The following is a 17,618-nucleotide window of genomic DNA, read 5'->3' on the forward strand; positions in this document are numbered from 1 at the left end:
GGGCGGGGACTCCTGTCAGGCGAAATTGATGGACACAGAACCGAAGGGGCCGAAATCTGCGGCGATCTCCGTGCCCGGCGGGCATTCGATGGGGCGGATGAAAGAGCCTGAGAGCACGATATCCCCGGCCTCGATCTGTTGTCCATATTCGGCCATCCGCCGGGCCAGCCACAGGACTGAAGTGACGGGATCGTTCAAAACACCCGCGCCGAGGCCGGTTTCCTCCACCGTGCTGCCCCGGGCCACGATAGCGCCGGTCCAACGAAGGTCGTGTGCGTCAGCAGCGTGGCGCTCTGCTCCCAGCACCAGGCCGGCATTGGCGGCGTTGTCGCTGATGGTGTCGGTGATGATGCGGGCCTGGTCGGTTGCCGGGTCTGCGCGCAGGATGCGGGTGTCGAGGATTTCCAGCGAGGGCGCCATATAGTCCGTGGCAGCCAGCACATCGTCGCGGGTGCACTCGGCGCCCGCGAGGGGGGACTTCATGACAAAGGCGATTTCGGCCTCCACCCGCGGCTGGATGAAGCGGCCTGCGGGCACGGTGGCGCCATTGGCAAACAGCATATCGTCCAGCAGCACGCCGCTATCGGGCGTGGTGATGTTCAGCGCCTGCTGCATGGCGCGGCTGGTGAGGCCGATTTTCCAGCCGATCTTCTTCCGGCCAGAGGCCAGTTTCTGCCTGATTAGAGCCTCTTGCACCGCGTAAGCGTCATCCAGCGTCATGCCGGGATAGGCGAGGGAGAGCAGGCCGCATTGCTGGCCGGTTTGCTCAGCCTTGAACAATCTGTCGGCGGCTTCCTGATGCTGCTCGGGGGTCATGCCTCATCCTCAACGGTGTTGCGCAGAATGCCGATGCCTTCCACTTCAACTTCAACCACATCGCCGGGAACCAGGTATTTCGGCGGGTCGAACCTAGCGCCGGCACCGGTCGGAGTGCCGGTGATGATCACGTCGCCGGGCTGCAGCGTGGTGAAGGTCGAGATATAGGCTATCTCCTCGCGGATCGGGAACATCATCCGGTTGAGGGTGTCATCCTGACGGATCTCTCCGTTCACACGGGTGACAATACGGGCGTCATCCAGCTGGGCGGCGTCGGTGAAGGGCACAAGCCAAGGGCCGATAGAGCCGGAATTGTCCCAGTTCTTGCCCTGTGTGACGTTGAATTTGGCGTGGCGGACCCAGTCGCGGATGGTACCCTCATTCGCCAGTGTTAGAGCCGCGATGTGATCGTAGGCGTCTTCCGGTTTGATCCGGCGCCCTGCCTTGCCGACCACCACTGCAACCTCGCCTTCGTAATCCAGCGTGTGGTTTTCCGGCGGGCGGATCAGCGGGCGCCCGGCACCGGTGAAGGAGCGCGGGAAGCGGGGGAACAGGGACATGTGCTTGGGCTGGGCGGAGCCGTCCTTGTACTCCGCGTTGCGGTCCGGGAAGTTGACGCCTACGCAGATGATCTTTTCCGGGTTGGGGATGGGGATCTCATAGGTGAAATCCTTGTGGGTGACGGGTTGGCTCTCGGCGGCCTGAGCCAGTGCGGGCAGGCCGCCTGCCGCGATCACGTCGCGCAGGGTGGGCCAGTGCGGGAACTGCGGCGACAGGGCGATCATGCCGGCGTCCGTCACGGCGCCATAGAAAGTCTCGCCGTCGGCGACGTAGGTGGCATAGCGCATCAGGTCAGGCTCCTTGCGATTTCGGTGATGACATCGAAGGCCATCATCACGTCGGCTTCGGTGGTCTCAAACTGGCCTGCCTGGAAGCGGATTACCAGCTGGCCGTCGAGGCGGGTCTGGGTCAGGTAGATGCGGCCGTCGCCGTTGATGGCATTGACCAGCCGCAGGTTCAGATCGTCGAGGTCTGCGGCGCCCTCGGGCGCATAGCGGAACGACCAGAGCGACCACATCGGCGCGCTGGTGATCTCGAAATCAGGCTCTGACTGGAGCTTTTCGTGCAGCTGGCTTGACCAGTTAATGTGGTTGCGCAGCCGTTGCCGCAGCCCCTCTAGCCCGTAGGTGCGGATCAGGAACCAGATTTTCAGCGCGCGGAAGCGGCGGCCCAGCGGCACCGACCATTCGGAATAGTTGATGATGCCGTCATGGCCGTGGGTCTTGAGGTACTCCGGGCTGATGGCAAGGGTCTGGACCAGATCGTCCGGGTTCTTCAGGAAATGGGCGGAGCAGTCGAACTGCACGCCGAGCCATTTATGCGGGTTGAAGACGATGCTGTCGGCGCGTTCGACGCCGGGCCAGTAGTGGCGGTATTCCGGGCAGATCATCGCGGAGCCGGCCCAGGCGGCGTCGACATGGGTGTAGAGGCCGTATCTTTCGGCGACGTCCAGCACCTGATCCACCGGGTCGGTGGCGCCCACCCCGGTGCCGCCGACGCAGAGGATTATGCCCGCGGGCTGGTGGCCTGCGGCGAGGTCGGCCTGGATGGCGGCCTCCAGCGCTTCGGGGTCCATGCCGCGCCAGTCACCTTTGATCGGCACACGGATCAGGTTCTGCTGGCCGATGCCTGCAACCCAGATGGCGCGGTCAATGGAAGTGTGGACCTCAGAAGAACAGTAGATACGCAGGGGCTTTTGGCCGAACAGGCCCTGGCTGTTGCCCTGCCAGTTCAGCGCCTTTTCCCGCATGGTCAGCACTGCGGCGAGGGTGGCGGAGGAGGCAGAGTCCTGAATGACCCCCTGGAACTTGTCCGGCAGGTCCAGCGCCTGGCGCAGCCAATCCATCATCCGCGTTTCCATTTCGGTCGCGGCGGGCGAGGTTTGCCACAGCATGCATTGCGGCGCGATGGCCGAGGCGAGGAATTCCGCCAGCACAGAAGGCGCGGCGGCGTTGGAGGTGAAATAGGCAAAGAAGCGCGGGTGCTGCCAATGGGTGATGCCCGGCATTACGATGTCTTCGAAATCGCGGAAGATTGCCTCCATCCCCTCGCCGTCCTCAGGCGGGGTTTGGGGCAGGGCGTTCAGCACCTCGCCGGGTTCGGTCTTGGCCCGCACCGGGCGGTCGCCGACGGTCAGGTGGTAGTCCTGTGTCCAGTCCGCGACCTTGCGGCCCCATTCGGAGAATTCATCCCATTTCATTTTTCTTACCTTACTTATACCGGGGCGCGATTGCGCCCACCCTCGGGAGGGTCGCGATCCTGATGTTCAGGGTGCAATTATCGGCTGCGCGTTCAAGGCGCTGGGTTTCGGAGTGGTGCCTTCGAACACCGAGCCTTCCTCGAACCAGCTGCGCGGCGCTGGGGCGCCCCAGAGGGTCTGACGCTGCGGGTCGGTGAGCGACCATTTGATCGGCTCCAGGTCCGGGTCGACGGTCTGGTAGTCAGAGCAGTAGATCTCGATCCGGTGGCCGTCCGGGTCGCGCACATAGAGGAAGAAGGCGTTGGAGATGCCATGGCGGCCGGGGCCGCGCTCGATGTTATCGACATAACCAGTGGTCGACATCAGGTCCAGGAGGTCAATGATATTCAAGGGGTTCGGCACCCAGAAGGCGGTGTGGTGCAGGCGGGGGCCGAGGCCGTTGGTGAAGGCCACGTCATGCACGCCGCCCTTGCGGTGCATCCAGGCGGCCCAGACCTTGCCGCTCTCATCATCTTCGGTGAACTCGGTGGTCCGGAAACCCATCTCGTTATAGAAGGCAACCGCACCGTCCACATCTGCGCTGAACATGTTGAAATGGTCGATGCGGAGCGGTTTTACCCCGTTATAGAGCCTGTATTTCTGGTGGATCGGCTCCAGCAGGTCCATCTTGACGTAGAACTCCAGCGGGATGCCCCAGGGGTCGCGGGTGCGCAAGGTGCGGCCCATGTGGGGACGGTCCACCCATTCCACCGGCAGGTCCTTGGAGGCGAAGAACTCGGCTGCCTTGTCCAGATCCGGCTCATCATAAAGCTTGAAGCCCAGGACGCCGACCGAGGCCTCATCCGCCTGAACCAGCACGATGCAGTGGTGGCCTCGTTCTTCCATCGCGCGCAGGTAAATGCGGCTGTTGTCCTCATGCGTCACCTGCAGACCAAGCGTATCCACATAGAAGGCGCGGGAGGCGGCGAGGTCGGTCACGGCGTATTCAACGTGGCTGAGCCGCACGATGTTGAAGGGCGGATAGAGGTTCGGGGCGGGGACGGGCATTTAGGGTCTCCTTTTACTGAACCGGGAAGATCACGTTGGTCTGGCCGGTGCCGGAACTGGGGAAATACTCGGTGATCACTTCGCAGGGGGCAGTGTAGCTGTCCCAGCCAAGCGCGCCATACAGCATGGCGGTGTCGTGCATGGAGCCTTCGCCGCAGCAGAACTCTGCGTATTCGCCCAGCATTTTGAGGAAGGTGGCGTGGTCGCCCTTCTGCCACAGCTCAAGCACCCGCAGGTCCATCTGGCGGTTGAACTCGGAACTGATGGTGAAGGTGCCATTGTTGGCGGCATAATCCTTGTTTGCCCAGATCTTATGGCTGAGCGAGCCGGAGGCGACCAGCAGGACCTTGCTGTCCGAGGCCTCAACCGCCGCGCGGATGGCCTCGCCGATCACCCGGCTTTCGCCGTGTTCGTGGACGGTGCACCAGGCGGCGATGGAGACCACCTTGAAATCGCCCTCGCGGCTCATGAAGCGCATCGGCACCAGGGTGCCGTATTCCAGTTCCAGCGAGTCGAGCTGGTGCGACAGGGTATAAACGCCCTTGTCCGAGGCCGCCGCCGCGATGGCATCGCCGAGGTCCGGATTGCCCGCGTACTCATAGGGCAGGTTCTGGATGAACTGGGGAAATTCGTTGGAGGTGAACAGCCCCTTGAAGCGGCTGTTGGCGTTGATGTGGTAGCCTGCGTTGATCACCCAATGGGTGTCGCAGATCACGATAGTATCAGCGCCGAGCGCCTTGGCGCGGCGGGCGATTTCCCGGTGGCCGTCGATGGCGGGTTTGCGGGCGCCCTCCAGCCGGCCGGGCTGTTCCGACATCAGCATGGTGGGCACATGGGTGCATTTGGCGGCGAGAACGATTTCTCCCATGGTCTTCTCCTCAAAGACGGGGTGCGCGTTTCCTTGAGGTCAAGCGCCGAGGCGCGGGATCTTGTGGTGGCCCAGGGCAAAGCCGATGTGTTTTTGTTCCATGTAGAACTCGAACGACCAGTCGCCGCCATCGCGGCCGATGCCGCTGGCCTTGACCCCGCCAAAGGGGGTGGGCAGGTGGCGGACGTTTTCCGAGTTCACCCAGATCATCCCGGCCTCCAGCGCGTTTGTGAAGCGCAGGGCGCGGGTGAGGTCGTTGGTCCAGACATAGCCGGTGAGCCCGTACTGGGTGTCATTGGCCAATGACAGAGCCTCATCCTCGTCCTTGAAGCGAATCGCGGTGAGGACCGGGCCGAAGATTTCCTCCTGCGCGATGGTCATGTCGTTGGTGGCATTGGTGAACAGGGTCGGGCGCACGAACCAGCCCTGATCGCCTGCGCGGGTGCCGCCGGCGGCGATGGTGGCGCCGTCCTGCTTGGCGGTCTCGAAATAGGATGTGACCTTGTCGAAATGCACCTTGTGGATCAGCGGGCCAACCTCGGTGGCCGGGTCCAGCGGGTGGCCGACCTTGATGTTGTTGACGCGCTCGATCAGTTTGGCTTCGAACTCGTCTGCGATACTCTCCTGCACCAAGAGGCGCGAGGAAGAGGTGCAGCGCTCGCCGTTCAGCGAGTAGATCATGAAGATGGCGGCATCCAGCGCACGGTCGAGGTCGGCGTCGTCGAAGACCACCACCGGGTTCTTTCCGCCCAGTTCGAAATGCACCCGCTTCAGGGTGTCGGCGCCCTGTTTCATGATCATCGAGCCGGTCTTGCTCTCGCCGACAAAGGCGATGGCCTTGATATCGGGGTGTTCGGTGAGCGCCTTGCCTGCGTCCTCGCCAAAGCCGTTGACGAGGTTCCAGACGCCGGCGGGCAGGCCGGCCTCGTGGGCGATCTCTGCTAGGATGCGGGCGGTGAGGGGGGAGAACTCAGCCGGCTTGTGGACCACGGTGCAGCCGGCCGCCAGGGCGGGCGCGATTTTCCAGGTGGACAGCATAAACGGTGTGTTCCACGGGGTGATCACGCCGACCGGGCCGATCGGCACCCGGGTGGTCACGTTCATCAGCGTTGGCGATTGCAGCTGCTGGCCGTCGCGGGCGGAGGTCGCCTTGTCTGCAAAGAAGCGGAAGTTCTCGGCGCCGCGAAGTGCTGCTTTGGACATGAAACGCAGGGCCTGGCCGGTGTCCCAGCATTCACACAGGGCGATTTCCTCGGCGCGTTCGACGATCAGGTCGGCGATGCGGTTGAGGATCTTCTTGCGCTCCAAGGCGGGCATGTCGCGCCAGGCGGGGAAGGCGGCCTTGGCGGCCGCTGCCGCCGCGTCGATGTCCTCTGCGCCGCCTTTGGCAACTGGGCAGATCACGCTTTCATCCACTGGCGAGGATGTCTCAAACGTGGCGCCAGAGGCAGCGGGGCGGCTTTCACCGCCGATGAGGTTCAGGATCCCGTCGGTGCGAAAGCGGGCCAAGTGGCTGTTCAGCGTTTCGATGTTGGTGGTCAGGTCGCTCATCACTGGTCCGCCTTTTGCATGTGGTCGCGGATGGTGCCGCATTTCGGGGAAAGCTCAGGGTCGATGTCGCGCATCTCCAGCGACAGGGCGATGGAGTGCTGTTGCATGGCTGGTTTCAGGAAATCCTCGGCAGCGTCGAACACCGCCTGGGCGGCACGTTTGCGGGTGTCGAGGTCACGACCCGCGCGCAGCCGGATGGAGATGTCGAGGTAGCCGTGCTGGTCACTGCCGTCGGCAATGGAGGCATGATTGGCTGCAAAGGCGCGCACCCGGATGCCCGCTAGGGGAAAGATGCCGGTCTCTGCTGCGGCCTGCCGCAGGTGGTGGCACAGCGCAGCGATGTCAGCGTGCGCTTCCATATTGGCCGAGTAGTCCAGCGTGATGTGCGGCATCTGCGTTACCTCTCCTGAATTACTTAACATGTTTAGCAATTGTGCAATGGTGAGTCAAGCAGAAGAAACCCAAGCGGCAATTGCGTTTAGCTGGAAGCGGAGTGATAATCACGCATGACCAGGATGATGCCCTCCACCGACCGTTCGCTGCCAATCGCCCTTCTGCGGGCGCGGGAACGCGTGATGGGGCCGATCCGCGCGCTGCTGAGCGGTGCGGGGCTGACTGAGCAGCAATGGCGCGTGCTGCGGGTGGTGCAGGAGAGCGGGCCGATTGATCCGACGCAGATTGCGGATAAGGCTTGCCTGCTGCTGCCCAGCCTGACACGCATTCTGCAGAAGCTGGAAGAGAAACAGCTGATCAGCCGCGAGCGCGACAAAGAAGACCGCCGCCGTCAGGTGGTGCGGATTGCGCCTGCGGGGGAAAGGATCATTGCTGACAACCTAGAGGCCAGCCTGGAATTGATGGAGCGGACCCGCCTGAAAATGGGGGTGGAGCGCTATGAGGCTCTGCTGGATCTGCTGAACGAGCTGGACCAGATCGACCTGCCGGAGTGAGTCGGACTTGCCGCATTTGGCGCGGATGCCGGGGTGGGTGACGCAAATGGGCCTGGTTATTCGGTTTTTTGGAAGCTCAGTGGTTTTTGTGTTGATTCTCAAATAAAAACAATTGCATAACTGTGATTTGAACCCGCATTTCTGCAACCTGTGATGCTGCATCTGCACAGGTGATTTCCCGCCTGTGACGCAAATGGCGCTGCTGATGTCCGAAATCCCCCTGTGATGTGACGCATTTCTCACTCAATCTGCCGGGGACAGTTGATGAGGACATCATGCGGTACTCCGGCCTGAAAGTGATCAAGGAGGCCCTGACGGGCCACAAGGGATGGCGCCCGACCTGGCGTGATCCGGAACCCAAGAAAAGCTACGATGTGGTGATCATCGGCGGCGGCGGGCACGGGCTGGCGACGGCCTATTACCTGGCCAAGAACCACAACATCACCAATGTCGCAGTGATCGAGAAGGGCTGGATCGGCGGCGGCAACGTGGGCCGCAACACAACCATCATCCGCTCCAATTACTTGCTGGACGGCAACGAGCCGTTCTATGAGCTGTCGCTGAAGTTGTGGGAAGGACTGGAGCAGGACTTCAACTACAACGCCATGGTCAGCCAGCGCGGCATTCTGAACCTGGTGCACACCGATGCGCAACGCGATGCGGCACGGCGCCGGGGCAATGCGATGATCCTGAACGGTTCTGACGCGGAGCTGCTGGATACCGACGGTGTGCGGGCGATGTACCCGTTCCTGAACTTCAACAATGCGCGCTTCCCGATCAAGGGCGGGCTGCTGCACCGCCGCGGCGGCACCGTTCGCCACGACGCGGTGGCTTGGGGCTATGCCCGCGGGGCAGACCTGCGCGGCGTGGACATCATCCAGAACTGCGAAGTCACCGGCTTCAAGATCGAAAACGGCAAGTGTCTGGGCGTGGAAACCACCAAGGGTTTCATTGGCGCCAACAAGGTTGCGAGCTGCGTGGCCGGATCCTCCAGCCGGGTGATGGAGAAGGCGGGTATGCGCCTGCCGATCGAGAGCCACGTGCTGCAGGCGTTTGTGTCCGAGGGTCTGAAGCCGGTGCTGGACGGGGTCATCACCTTTGGCGCGGGCCATTTCTATTGCAGCCAGTCGGACAAGGGCGGCCTGGTTTTTGGCGGCGATCTGGACATGTACAACTCCTATGCGCAGCGCGGCAATTTGCCGGTGGTCGAGGACGTGATGGAAGGCGGCATGGCGCTGATCCCGGCGCTTGGCCGGGTGCGGATGCTGCGCAGCTGGGGCGGCATCATGGACATGTCGATGGACGGCTCCCCCTTCATCGACAAGACCCATATCGACGGGCTCTATTTCAACGGCGGCTGGTGCTACGGCGGGTTCAAGGCAACCCCAGCCTCGGGCTGGTGCTATGCGCATCTGCTGGCGACCGATACCCCGCACAAGGTGGCAACGGCCTATCGGCTCGACCGGTTCCGCAAGGGGCTGATGATCGACGAAAAGGGCCAGGGCGCCCAGCCGAACCTGCACTGAGGAAGGAAAGCAGATGATTATCAACCATCCGATCCTCGGGCCGCGGGATTCACAGGAGTTCACCTATCTGGGGGACGCCAGCCTGATCGACCGGCCGGACTGGCAGGCCGACAATGCAGCGGATCAGTTCCACGACTACCTGTATCTGCGCGACAACCCGGCGGGCGAGCACCGTGAACTGTGGTTCCACGAGCAGGGCGACAGGTCCTGGCTGGTGGTGACCCGCAACACCGTGACCCATGAAATCCTGAATGTCGAACTGGCCCGTGATGTGGCCCGGGCAAGGGGGCGCAGCAAATGACTGACGCAGTGATGAATGCCGGCCGCGTGGCCTTTCAGGCCGACGGCGGCACCGGTGCTCGCAAGGGCGTGCAGGTGAACCGCCTGGATGGCGGGCTGATCAAGGGCGGCAAGCCGCTGTCCTTCACCTTTGACGGCAAACGCTTCAAGGGGTTCGAGGGCGACACGCTGGCCTCGGCTCTGCTCGCCAATGGCGTGCGGCTGATGGGCCGGTCGTTCAAATACCACCGTCCGCGCGGGCCGCTGACCTCCGGCTCGGAAGAGCCGAACGCGCTGGTCGAGCTGCGCAGCGGCGGGCGGCAGGAGCCGAACACCCGTGCCACCGTGGCAGAGCTGTATGATGGGCTGGAAGCAAACTCGCAGAACCGCTGGCCGTCGCTGCAGCATGACTTCATGGCGATCAATGACCGGTTCTCGAACTTCCTGACCGCGGGTTTCTATTACAAGACCTTCATGTGGCCGGCGGCGTTCTGGGAGAAGCTGTACGAGCCGATCATCCGCAAGGCGGCAGGTCTGGGCAGCATCAGTTTCGAGGCGGATCCGGATGCCTATGACAAGGGTTTCCTGCATTGCGACCTGCTGGTCATCGGGGCCGGTCCGACCGGCCTGATGGCGGCACTGACGGCTGGCCGGGCCGGGGCGCAGGTGATCATCGCCGACGAAGACTTCCTGCTGGGCGGGCGCCTGAATGCGGAAACCTTCGGCATCGGCGACCTGACCGGCGCGGCCTGGGTTGAGCAGGCGCAAGCGGAACTGGCGGCGATGCCGAACGTGCGGGTGATGCCGCGCACCACCATCATCGGCGCCTTTGACCATGGTATCTATGGCGCGGTTGAGCGCACTGCCGACCATGTTCTGGCGCCGGAGGCGGGCAAGCCGCGGCAGATTCTGTGGCGGATCTATTCCAAGCGGGCGATGCTGGCGGCGGGTGCCACCGAGCGTCCCATCGCGTTTGAGAACAACGACCGTCCCGGCGTGATGCTGGCCGGCGCCGTGCGTGCCTATGCCAACCGCTGGGCGGTGACACCGGATCAGACGGTTGCGGTTTTCACCAACAACGACGACGGCCACCGCACAGCCGCCGACCTGATCGCCAAGGGCGTCAAGGTGACTGCAGTGATTGACACCCGCGCCGATGCGCCCGCGGTCGAAGGGGCAGAGCTGTTTGCCGGTGCGCAGGTGATCGACACCAAGGGCCGTCTGGGGCTGGAATCCGTCCGCCTGCGTCTGGCCAGCGGTATCACCCGCGATGTGCCTTGCGGGGCGCTGGCGGTGTCCGGCGGCTGGAACCCGAACGTGCATCTGACCTGCCACCAGCGCGGCCGCCCCGCCTGGCGCGAGGACATCGCTGCCTTTGTGCCCGCGGGCGAGCTGCCGCAGAACATGGTCGTCGCCGGTGCCGCCAATGGCGATTTCTCCACCGCTGCCGCGCTGCGTGCCGGTGCCGACGGGGCCGTGGCCGCTCTGTCCGAGCTGGGCATTGAAGCTAAGGCTGGTGATCTGCCCGAGGCCGAGGATGCCCCGGTCAACGTGACCCCCTTCTGGTATGTGAAGGAAGGTAAGGGCCGCGCCTGGCTGGACCAGCAGAACGACGTCACCGTCAAGGACGTGAAACTGGCGCACCAGGAGAACTTCCGCTCGGTCGAGCATCTGAAGCGCTATACCACCCTGGGCATGGCGACCGATCAGGGCAAGACCTCCAACATGGGCGGTCTGGCGATCATGGCCGAACTGGCAGGCAAGCAGATCCCCGAGGTCGGCACCACCATGTTCCGCCCGCCCTACACGCCGGTCTCCTTTGGTGTGATGGCAGGCCGCTCGGTGGGCGAGGAATTCCGCCCCACCCGTAAAACTCCCAGCCACAAATGGGCCGAGGAGCAGGGTGCGGTGTTTGTCGAAGTGGGCCAGTGGCTGCGGGCGCAGTGGTTCCCCCAGGCGGGCGAAACCCATTGGCGTCAGTCGGTGGACCGCGAGGTGCTGCAGGCCCGCAACTCTGTCGGTGTCTGCGATGTGACCACGCTGGGCAAGATCGACGTGCAGGGCAAGGATGCCGCCGAGTTCCTGAACAAGATGTATGCCAATGCCTTTGCCAAACTTCCGGTGGGCAAGGTCCGCTATGGCCTGATGCTGCGCGAGGATGGCATTGCCTATGATGACGGCACCGCCGCGCGGTTCGCCGAGGATCATTTCGTGGTGACCACCACCACCGCCAACGCAGTTCTGGTCTACCGCAACATGGAATTTGCGCGCCAGTGCCTGTTCCCTGACATGGATGTGCAGCTGATCTCGACAACCGAGGCCTGGGCGCAGTTCGCGGTGGCGGGTCCGAATGCCCGCAAGCTCTTGCAAAAGGTCGTGGATCCGGAGTTCGACATCTCGAACGAGGCGTTCCCCTTCATGGGCTGCGGTGAGATCACCGTCGCGGGCGGCTGCCGGGCGCGGCTGTTCCGGATCTCTTTCTCGGGCGAACTGGCCTATGAGATTGCGGTGCCGACCCGCTATGGCGACGCGATGATCCGCAAGCTGATGGAAGCGGGGGAGGAGTTTGGCGCAGTGCCTTACGGCACCGAGGCGCTGGGCGTCATGCGGATCGAGAAGGGCCATGCCGCGGGCAATGAGCTGAACGGCACCACCTCGGCGCTGAACCTGGGCATGGGCCGGATGGTCAGCAAGAAGAAAGACTGCATCGGCAATGTGCTGAGTGAGCGCGAAGGGATGAACCAGGACGATGCGCTGAAGCTGGTCGGTTTCAAGCCGGTGGATTCAAGTGCCACGGTCTATGCCGGCGCGCATTTGATGAACTCTGACGGCGAAGTCAGTGCGGCCACCGATCAGGGCTATATCACGTCGGTGGCCTATTCGCCGGTGCTGAAGTCTTCGATCGGGATCGGCTTTCTGAAAAACGGCGATGCCCGCAAGGGTGAAGTCATCCGTGCAGTCAATCCGCTGGAAGGGCATGAGACCCAGGTCGAAGTTGTCAGCGCGCATTTTGTGGATCCGGAAGGGGAGCGTCTCCGTGGGTAAGTTTGATAATCATGGGCTGAAAGCCATCTCTCCGCTGGGCGGGCATGAGCGGCGGGTGGATGTCTTCACAGGTCTCCAGATCCGGGAAGTCACCGACCGGGCGCTGGCCTCGCTGGCGGCACGCCAAGGCAGTGAAGATGCCGTGAAATCTGCGGTTGCGTCTTATCTGGGCGGCGCCCTGCCGGAACCAGCCTGCTGGACTGAGCACGGTGTGTTTGCTGCCTGGTGGATGGGGCCGGACCTGTGGATGGTCTCTGCCCCGCATGACAGCCACGAACTGATGGCGGGTGAGCTGAAGCAGGCAGTTGGCGAGGCGGGCTCTGTTGTGGAGCAGACCGACGGCTGGTGCCGTTTCGATATGGAAGGCCCGCGCTGCTGTGATGTGCTGGAGCGGCTGAGCAACGCCAATGTCCGTGCGGGCAAGGCGGGTGATGCCACCCGGACCTCGATGGAGCATCTGGGTGTGTTCCTGCTGTGTCAGATGCCCGGACAGGGATATTCGATCATAGGCCCGCGGTCCTCTGCGGCATCGCTGCATCACGCGCTTGTGGCGGCGGCGAAGTCGGTGATCTGAGGCGCTGCACCCAAGCGGCTTAAAAAACAGGTTTCGGGGGTGGTCCCCGGAACCTGTTTTTTTGAGCATCACTGCATCTGTTTCAGGAAATTGGCAAAAATGGTTCGGGAACAGGTCCTGAACTCATCCATACAGGCATCACTTTCGGCCTGAAAGGCGCCCAGGCCATCCGCACCCAGAGTTTCCACAAGCGCCGCGTGATAAGCTGGGATCGTGGCCCAGTTGGCAACCGTGTCTTCCTCGGCTTCAACATGGAACTGCATGGACCAGGCATTGGCGCCAACGCGCATCGCCTCAATCGGGCAATTGGCTGAGCTTGCCAGAATCTCTGCCCCTTCGGGGGCTTGCGCCACCTGAACGCCGTGCCATTGCAGAACATTCATTTGCACGGGCAGCCCTGCAAACAGGGCGTCGTTTTGCCCGGCTTCTGTCAGGGATACCCGGCGGATGCCAACCTCGGCCGGGCGTTGCGGGCCACAGGTACCGTTCAGGGCGTCGGCCAGCAGCTGGTGGCCAAGGCACAGCCCCAGAAAGGGCTTGCCGATATGTTTGATCCAGTGCCGGATTGCCCGCTTTTCGGCAATAAGCCAGGGGTGTTCTGCAACATCCCAGACGTCCATGGGGCCGCCCATGACCCAAAGCGCATCAAATGGCTCCATCTCCGGAATCGGGTCTCCCTGGTCCAATTCAACAACGTGCCAGTCAATGCCGCATTCCCGCTTCAGGTCCCGGAAGGCGCCGGGGTGCTCACAGTCCAGGTGCTGAAAAACGAGTATGCGCATGGCGTCTCCGGTCAGGCTGAGGGGATGGGCCGGTTGTCCTGGACCCTGAACAGGTTCACCTTGCGGCGTTCCTCCTGCGGGGTGACGCCGAAGCTTTCGCGGTAGTGCTGCGACAGGGTGGAAGAGGTGGCATAGCCCACCGCATTGGCGATCGAGGTGATCGAGTCGCGGGAGTACATCACCAGCTGACGCGCCGCGTTCATCCGCAGGGTGCGGTAATAGATTGCCGGGCTTTGGCCGGTCGCGGCCTTGAAGCTGCGTTCCAGCTGGCGCGGCGAGACGCCGATTTCGCTGGCCGCATCGCGGATCGACACCGGGTGCTCAAGGTTGTCGGCAAACAGCTCAACCGCCTTGGCCACCGGCGGCGGCAGGCTGTCGGCCGTGCTGTCGGTCTTGAAGGCGGGAATTTTCTGGCGGACGCCCTCAGCCCGGACCATCGGGTGCTGGAACCAGCAGGCGACCTCTGTCATCACGGCATCGCCCATGGCGCGCTCGATCAGCTTCAGCGACAGGTCGAACATCGCCGCGGCGCCGCTGGCGGTGAACCGGCGGCGGTCCAGCACGATCACGTCATCGACGGTGGCGAGGGACGGGAATTCGGCAGTGAACGCCGCCTTGTAGCACCAGTGAACCGAGCAGCTGTGGCCGTCGAGCAGGCCGGAGCGGGCCAGCGGGAAAACGCCGCCGGAGACTGCACCCATAGTGGTGCCGTGCCGGGCCAGGTGGCGCAGCTTGCCGTTGGAGGCCTTTGGATCCTCGAATTTGCCTTGCGGGCTGGACAGGAGGAACAGGGTATCGACGCCGTCGGCCTCATCCAGGGCGCAGTCCGGCTGGAAGGCCACATTGGCGGAAGCGTTCACGCTGCTGCCGGTTTCGGACACCAGTTTCCATCGGAAGGTTTCGGAGTCGGCAATTTCATTTGCCGCGCGCAGGGGTTCGATGGCCGAGGTCAGGCAGGCCATTGGAAAGCCGGGAAAAATCAGAAAGCCGAGTGTCATGGTGTTATCGCGCTGCATGAGGTGAATTATAGCTTGCGAAGAGAGATTCGCACAGCGGCGAAGGGGTGCCTGCGCCGTACAGGAAGGGGAAAACGGCGCAGGCGTATCTGCTTAGTTCTGCAGATATGCTTCCAGCGAGTCGTCCAGGGCGTCCTTCCACGGGGTGTGGTGCACGGGGGCCATGGTGCCGGTGATCACTGATTTGTAGGAGTTGTTGCGGAAGGCCATGATGTCCTGGGCCTTGTGCCCTTTCCATTCATAGAAGGCCTGGCAGGCGCCAGCCACGTCGAAGGTCGGGTAGTCGGTCTCCTCAATCAGTTCCAGCACGTAGTCGCCCTGGTATTTGATCGCATATTTGACGTCGTCCGAGGCTTCCTCGCGCGCTTCGCGTTCCTTGACGTCGGCCAGCAGGGTTTCCTTGTCCGCCGGGATCTCGATCTTGCCCATGATCGCGTCGCGGACCCACCAGGCCTGGGCGTCGAACATGTTGAAGGTGAACCACTGATCCTGCATGCCCAGATAGAACATCTTGGGGTTATGGGCGTAAACCACGCCTTTGTAGAGGTCGGCGGTGGCGAGGCGATTGGCGGTTTTCAAGCGCAGATCGTCCGGCAGGAAGTTGAAGAAGTGCTTGTAGCCGGTGCAGAGGATGATCGCGTCGACCTCTTTCTGGGTGCCGTCAACAAAGGTGGCAGTGTTGCCGGAGACAGATTCCAGCGCCGGAACCTCGTCCCAGTTGTCCGGCCATTTGAAGCCCATCGGTGCCGAGCGGTAGGAGGTGGTGATCGACTTGGCACCGTATTTCCAGCACTGGGAGCCGATGTCTTCGGCGGAGTAGGAGGAGCCGAGCAGCAGGATGTCCTTGCCGGCGAATTCGCGGGCATCGCGGAAGTCATGGGCGTGCAGCACGCGGCCGTTGAAAGTGTCGAAACCGGGGTAGAACGGCACGTTCGGTGTCGAGAAGTGGCCTGAGGCGCAGATCACGTGGTCGAAGTCTTCCTTGTAGGTGCTGTCCTTGGCGTGGTCGTGGACGGTGACGGTGAAGTTGCCCTGATCCTCGTTGTATTCGACCCAGCGGATCGGGGAATTGAAGCGGATCCACTTGCGCACCTCTGCCTTCTTTACCCGGCCTTCGATGTAGTCGAACAGCACGGCGCGCGGCGGGTAGGAGGCGATTTGCTTGCCGAAGTGCTCCTCGAACGAATAGTCGGCAAATTCCAGGCCTTCCTTGGGGCCGTTGGACCACAGGTAGCGGTACATCGAGCAGTGCACCGGCTCGCCGTTTTCGTCCAGGCCGGTGCGCCAGGTGTAGTTCCACAGGCCACCCCAGTCGTCCTGCTTTTCAAAACAGACGATTTCCGGGATCTCCTCGCCCTTGTTGGCCGCGGACTGGAAGGCGCGCAGCTGGGCCAGGCCTGAAGGGCCGGCACCGATAATGGCAATACGTTTCTTGGTCATCTGGTTCTCCCGTTGGTTCGGACCAATATCTTAATTTGGCTCATTTGGTCTGGTCCAATTAGGTCCAAACTTGCACCAATAAGTCAACATTTTTTCACATGCGGAATGTTTTTGGGCGAAATTGGACTGGAAACGCATTGTTTTGTTGGTAGGATTTCAAACATGAAGACGACCAGTTTTGTGCACCAGCTAACCGCCCGCGCTGCGTTGCCGCGGCTGTCCGTAGGGATGGCAGAATCAGTGAATATCGGGTTCCTCGGCCCGCTTTCGGGCCCTGTGGAGAGCTGGGGGCTGCCCGGATTGAACGGCTGCCGGATCTGGGAGGACGGGCTGAACAAGGCCGGCGGGGTGCTGATCGGCGGCCGCCGTTATCCGATCCGGATCCACTCATACGATTGCGGCTACGATCCTGAACGTGCGCTGGAAGGGGCGGTTGAACTGGTCAAGAACCACAACGTCAAGCTGATGCTGATGCTGGGCGGAGACACCTTTGCGCCGGTGCGGGATTTCCTGATGCGCAACAAGGTGCTGACCTCCACGCTGCTGCCCAGCGACCTGTCGCCGGACACGCCCTATCTGATTGCGCCAAGCGAGGCGCACCCGATCCAGAACGTGACCGGGGTGTCCTGGCTGGCGGAAAACCGGCCGGAGCTGAAAACGGTGGCCCTGTGCAGCCAGTTCGATCTTCTGGGTCTGCCTTCGCAAGCGGTCTACCGGGCGGCGTTCAAGGCGGCGGACAAGGAGATCCTGCACGAGGTGCAGTATGATCCTGGTGCCAGTGATCCGGCGCCGGTGGTGGATCCGATGCTGGACAGCGGTGCGGACATCCTGTGCTGGTGTTCATCCTATGCGCCGATGGTGCACGCCATGACCGAATATGCCCATGCCAAGGGCTTCAAAGGGCAGATCATCAGCTGCACCATGGATGGCTATGACCGGCTGGTGGCGAGAACTTCGCCGGATTTCATGGAAGGGGTGGTGTTCCAGTTCCCGGATTTTGACGATCCGATGCTGCGGGAGAAGGCGTTTTTCTTCAACCGTCCGCATGTGTTTTTTGAGGAGTATAACCGCCGTTTCCCCGGTACGTGGTCTGCGGTGAGCTGGGAATATGTGGCGATCCTGGATATCTGGCACAGCGCGGTGGAGAAAGCGGGGTCGGTTGCGCCCCCGTCGGTGCTGGCGGCGATGAAACAGCTGGGCCATGTTACCCATGCCTTTGGCCACGCGGAGTGGTGGGGTGATGAAATATTCGGTATTTCCAACGCTTTGGTCGGTGATTGGCCGGTGGTGACGATCCAGGGAGGCAAGGCGCAGATTGCGGATTTCAAATCGATCCCCGCCTGGCTGTCGCAGCATTCCAGCCTGCTGAAAGCGGAGATGGAGGCGCTGGGGCAGCTGTGGCACCAGCGGCTGGAAAGCGATGCGCCGGGGCGTGAAGTCAGCTCGCGCGCGGTCGAGGGCTGAGCG

Annotated in this window: 16 protein-coding genes; 6 read left to right on the top strand and 10 right to left on the bottom strand. The window is 62.6% G+C overall.

Features of this window, described 5'->3' with window-relative positions; translation table 11 throughout:
* Positions 1–15: 15 nt before the first annotated feature.
* The 7 genes from hpaH to RA26_RS16390 all read right to left on the bottom strand — a co-directional run bounded on the left by hpaH (position 16) and on the right by RA26_RS16390 (position 6,934).
* Positions 16–816 carry a 2-oxo-hept-4-ene-1,7-dioate hydratase gene (gene hpaH / locus RA26_RS16360; RefSeq protein WP_039185386.1) on the bottom strand — a complete coding sequence of 267 codons (801 nt, stop codon included), beginning with the start codon at positions 814–816 and terminating at the stop codon, positions 16–18.
* Positions 813–1,664 (bottom strand): fumarylacetoacetate hydrolase family protein, encoded by an 852-nt coding sequence (locus tag RA26_RS16365; protein ID WP_039185388.1) that lies wholly within the window; start codon positions 1,662–1,664, stop codon positions 813–815. Before RA26_RS16365 ends, hpaH begins: the two co-directional genes overlap by 4 nt.
* Positions 1,664–3,076, bottom strand: coding sequence for a pyridoxal phosphate-dependent decarboxylase family protein (locus RA26_RS16370; RefSeq protein ID WP_039185390.1), 1,413 nt, complete (start codon positions 3,074–3,076; stop codon positions 1,664–1,666). Before RA26_RS16370 ends, RA26_RS16365 begins: the two co-directional genes overlap by 1 nt.
* 66 nt (positions 3,077–3,142) lie before the next feature.
* Entirely contained in the window at positions 3,143–4,123 is a 981-nt protein-coding gene (gene hpaD, locus RA26_RS16375; RefSeq protein WP_039185392.1) for a 3,4-dihydroxyphenylacetate 2,3-dioxygenase, read from the bottom strand.
* A 13-nt stretch (positions 4,124–4,136) separates the two neighbouring features.
* Positions 4,137–4,991: a 3,4-dihydroxyphenylacetate 2,3-dioxygenase gene (hpaD, locus tag RA26_RS16380; RefSeq protein ID WP_039185394.1), complete on the bottom strand. Its 855-nt coding sequence runs from the start codon at positions 4,989–4,991 to the stop codon at positions 4,137–4,139.
* A 39-nt stretch (positions 4,992–5,030) separates the two neighbouring features.
* Positions 5,031–6,542 (bottom strand): 5-carboxymethyl-2-hydroxymuconate semialdehyde dehydrogenase, encoded by a 1,512-nt coding sequence (gene hpaE / locus RA26_RS16385; RefSeq protein ID WP_039185395.1) that lies wholly within the window; start codon positions 6,540–6,542, stop codon positions 5,031–5,033.
* Positions 6,542–6,934 (bottom strand): 5-carboxymethyl-2-hydroxymuconate Delta-isomerase, encoded by a 393-nt coding sequence (locus RA26_RS16390; protein WP_039185396.1) that lies wholly within the window; start codon positions 6,932–6,934, stop codon positions 6,542–6,544. Before RA26_RS16390 ends, hpaE begins: the two co-directional genes overlap by 1 nt.
* A 114-nt stretch (positions 6,935–7,048) precedes the next feature.
* On the opposite strand from RA26_RS16390, the gene hpaR reads away from it, so the two are divergent.
* The 5 genes from hpaR to RA26_RS16415 all read left to right on the top strand — a co-directional run bounded on the left by hpaR (position 7,049) and on the right by RA26_RS16415 (position 12,913).
* A complete protein-coding gene (gene hpaR, locus RA26_RS16395; protein WP_039185398.1) occupies positions 7,049–7,489 on the top strand; it encodes a homoprotocatechuate degradation operon regulator HpaR in 441 nt (146 codons plus the stop codon).
* 275 nt (positions 7,490–7,764) lie between these two features.
* Positions 7,765–9,015, top strand: coding sequence for a sarcosine oxidase subunit beta family protein (locus RA26_RS16400; protein ID WP_039185399.1), 1,251 nt, complete (start codon positions 7,765–7,767; stop codon positions 9,013–9,015).
* A 13-nt stretch (positions 9,016–9,028) separates the two neighbouring features.
* Positions 9,029–9,316, top strand: coding sequence for a sarcosine oxidase subunit delta (locus RA26_RS16405; protein ID WP_039185401.1), 288 nt, complete (start codon positions 9,029–9,031; stop codon positions 9,314–9,316).
* 11 nt (positions 9,317–9,327) lie between these two features.
* Positions 9,328–12,339 carry a sarcosine oxidase subunit alpha family protein gene (locus RA26_RS16410; RefSeq protein WP_052272456.1) on the top strand — a complete coding sequence of 1,004 codons (3,012 nt, stop codon included), beginning with the start codon at positions 9,328–9,330 and terminating at the stop codon, positions 12,337–12,339.
* Entirely contained in the window at positions 12,332–12,913 is a 582-nt protein-coding gene (locus RA26_RS16415) for a sarcosine oxidase subunit gamma (protein WP_039185403.1), read from the top strand. Before RA26_RS16410 ends, RA26_RS16415 begins: the two co-directional genes overlap by 8 nt.
* 68 nt (positions 12,914–12,981) lie before the next feature.
* Here the strand turns inward: RA26_RS16415 and RA26_RS16420 are convergent, their stop codons facing one another.
* From RA26_RS16420 to RA26_RS16430, 3 genes are all read right to left on the bottom strand, one after another.
* Positions 12,982–13,695 carry a type 1 glutamine amidotransferase gene (locus RA26_RS16420; protein ID WP_039185405.1) on the bottom strand — a complete coding sequence of 238 codons (714 nt, stop codon included), beginning with the start codon at positions 13,693–13,695 and terminating at the stop codon, positions 12,982–12,984.
* 11 nt (positions 13,696–13,706) lie between these two features.
* Positions 13,707–14,711 carry a GlxA family transcriptional regulator gene (locus RA26_RS16425; protein WP_039185406.1) on the bottom strand — a complete coding sequence of 335 codons (1,005 nt, stop codon included), beginning with the start codon at positions 14,709–14,711 and terminating at the stop codon, positions 13,707–13,709.
* Between the two features lie 93 nt (positions 14,712–14,804).
* Positions 14,805–16,151 carry an NAD(P)-binding domain-containing protein gene (locus RA26_RS16430; RefSeq protein ID WP_039185407.1) on the bottom strand — a complete coding sequence of 449 codons (1,347 nt, stop codon included), beginning with the start codon at positions 16,149–16,151 and terminating at the stop codon, positions 14,805–14,807.
* 162 nt (positions 16,152–16,313) lie between these two features.
* Here RA26_RS16430 and RA26_RS16435 point away from each other — a divergent pair, with 162 nt between their 5' ends.
* Complete coding sequence (locus RA26_RS16435) at positions 16,314–17,615, top strand: ABC transporter substrate-binding protein (protein WP_039185409.1); 1,302 nt, start codon at positions 16,314–16,316, stop codon at positions 17,613–17,615.
* Positions 17,616–17,618: the final 3 nt, after the last annotated feature.

It is taken from the genome of Leisingera sp. ANG-M7 (genome assembly GCF_000813965.1).
Lineage (GTDB): Bacteria > Pseudomonadota > Alphaproteobacteria > Rhodobacterales > Rhodobacteraceae > Leisingera.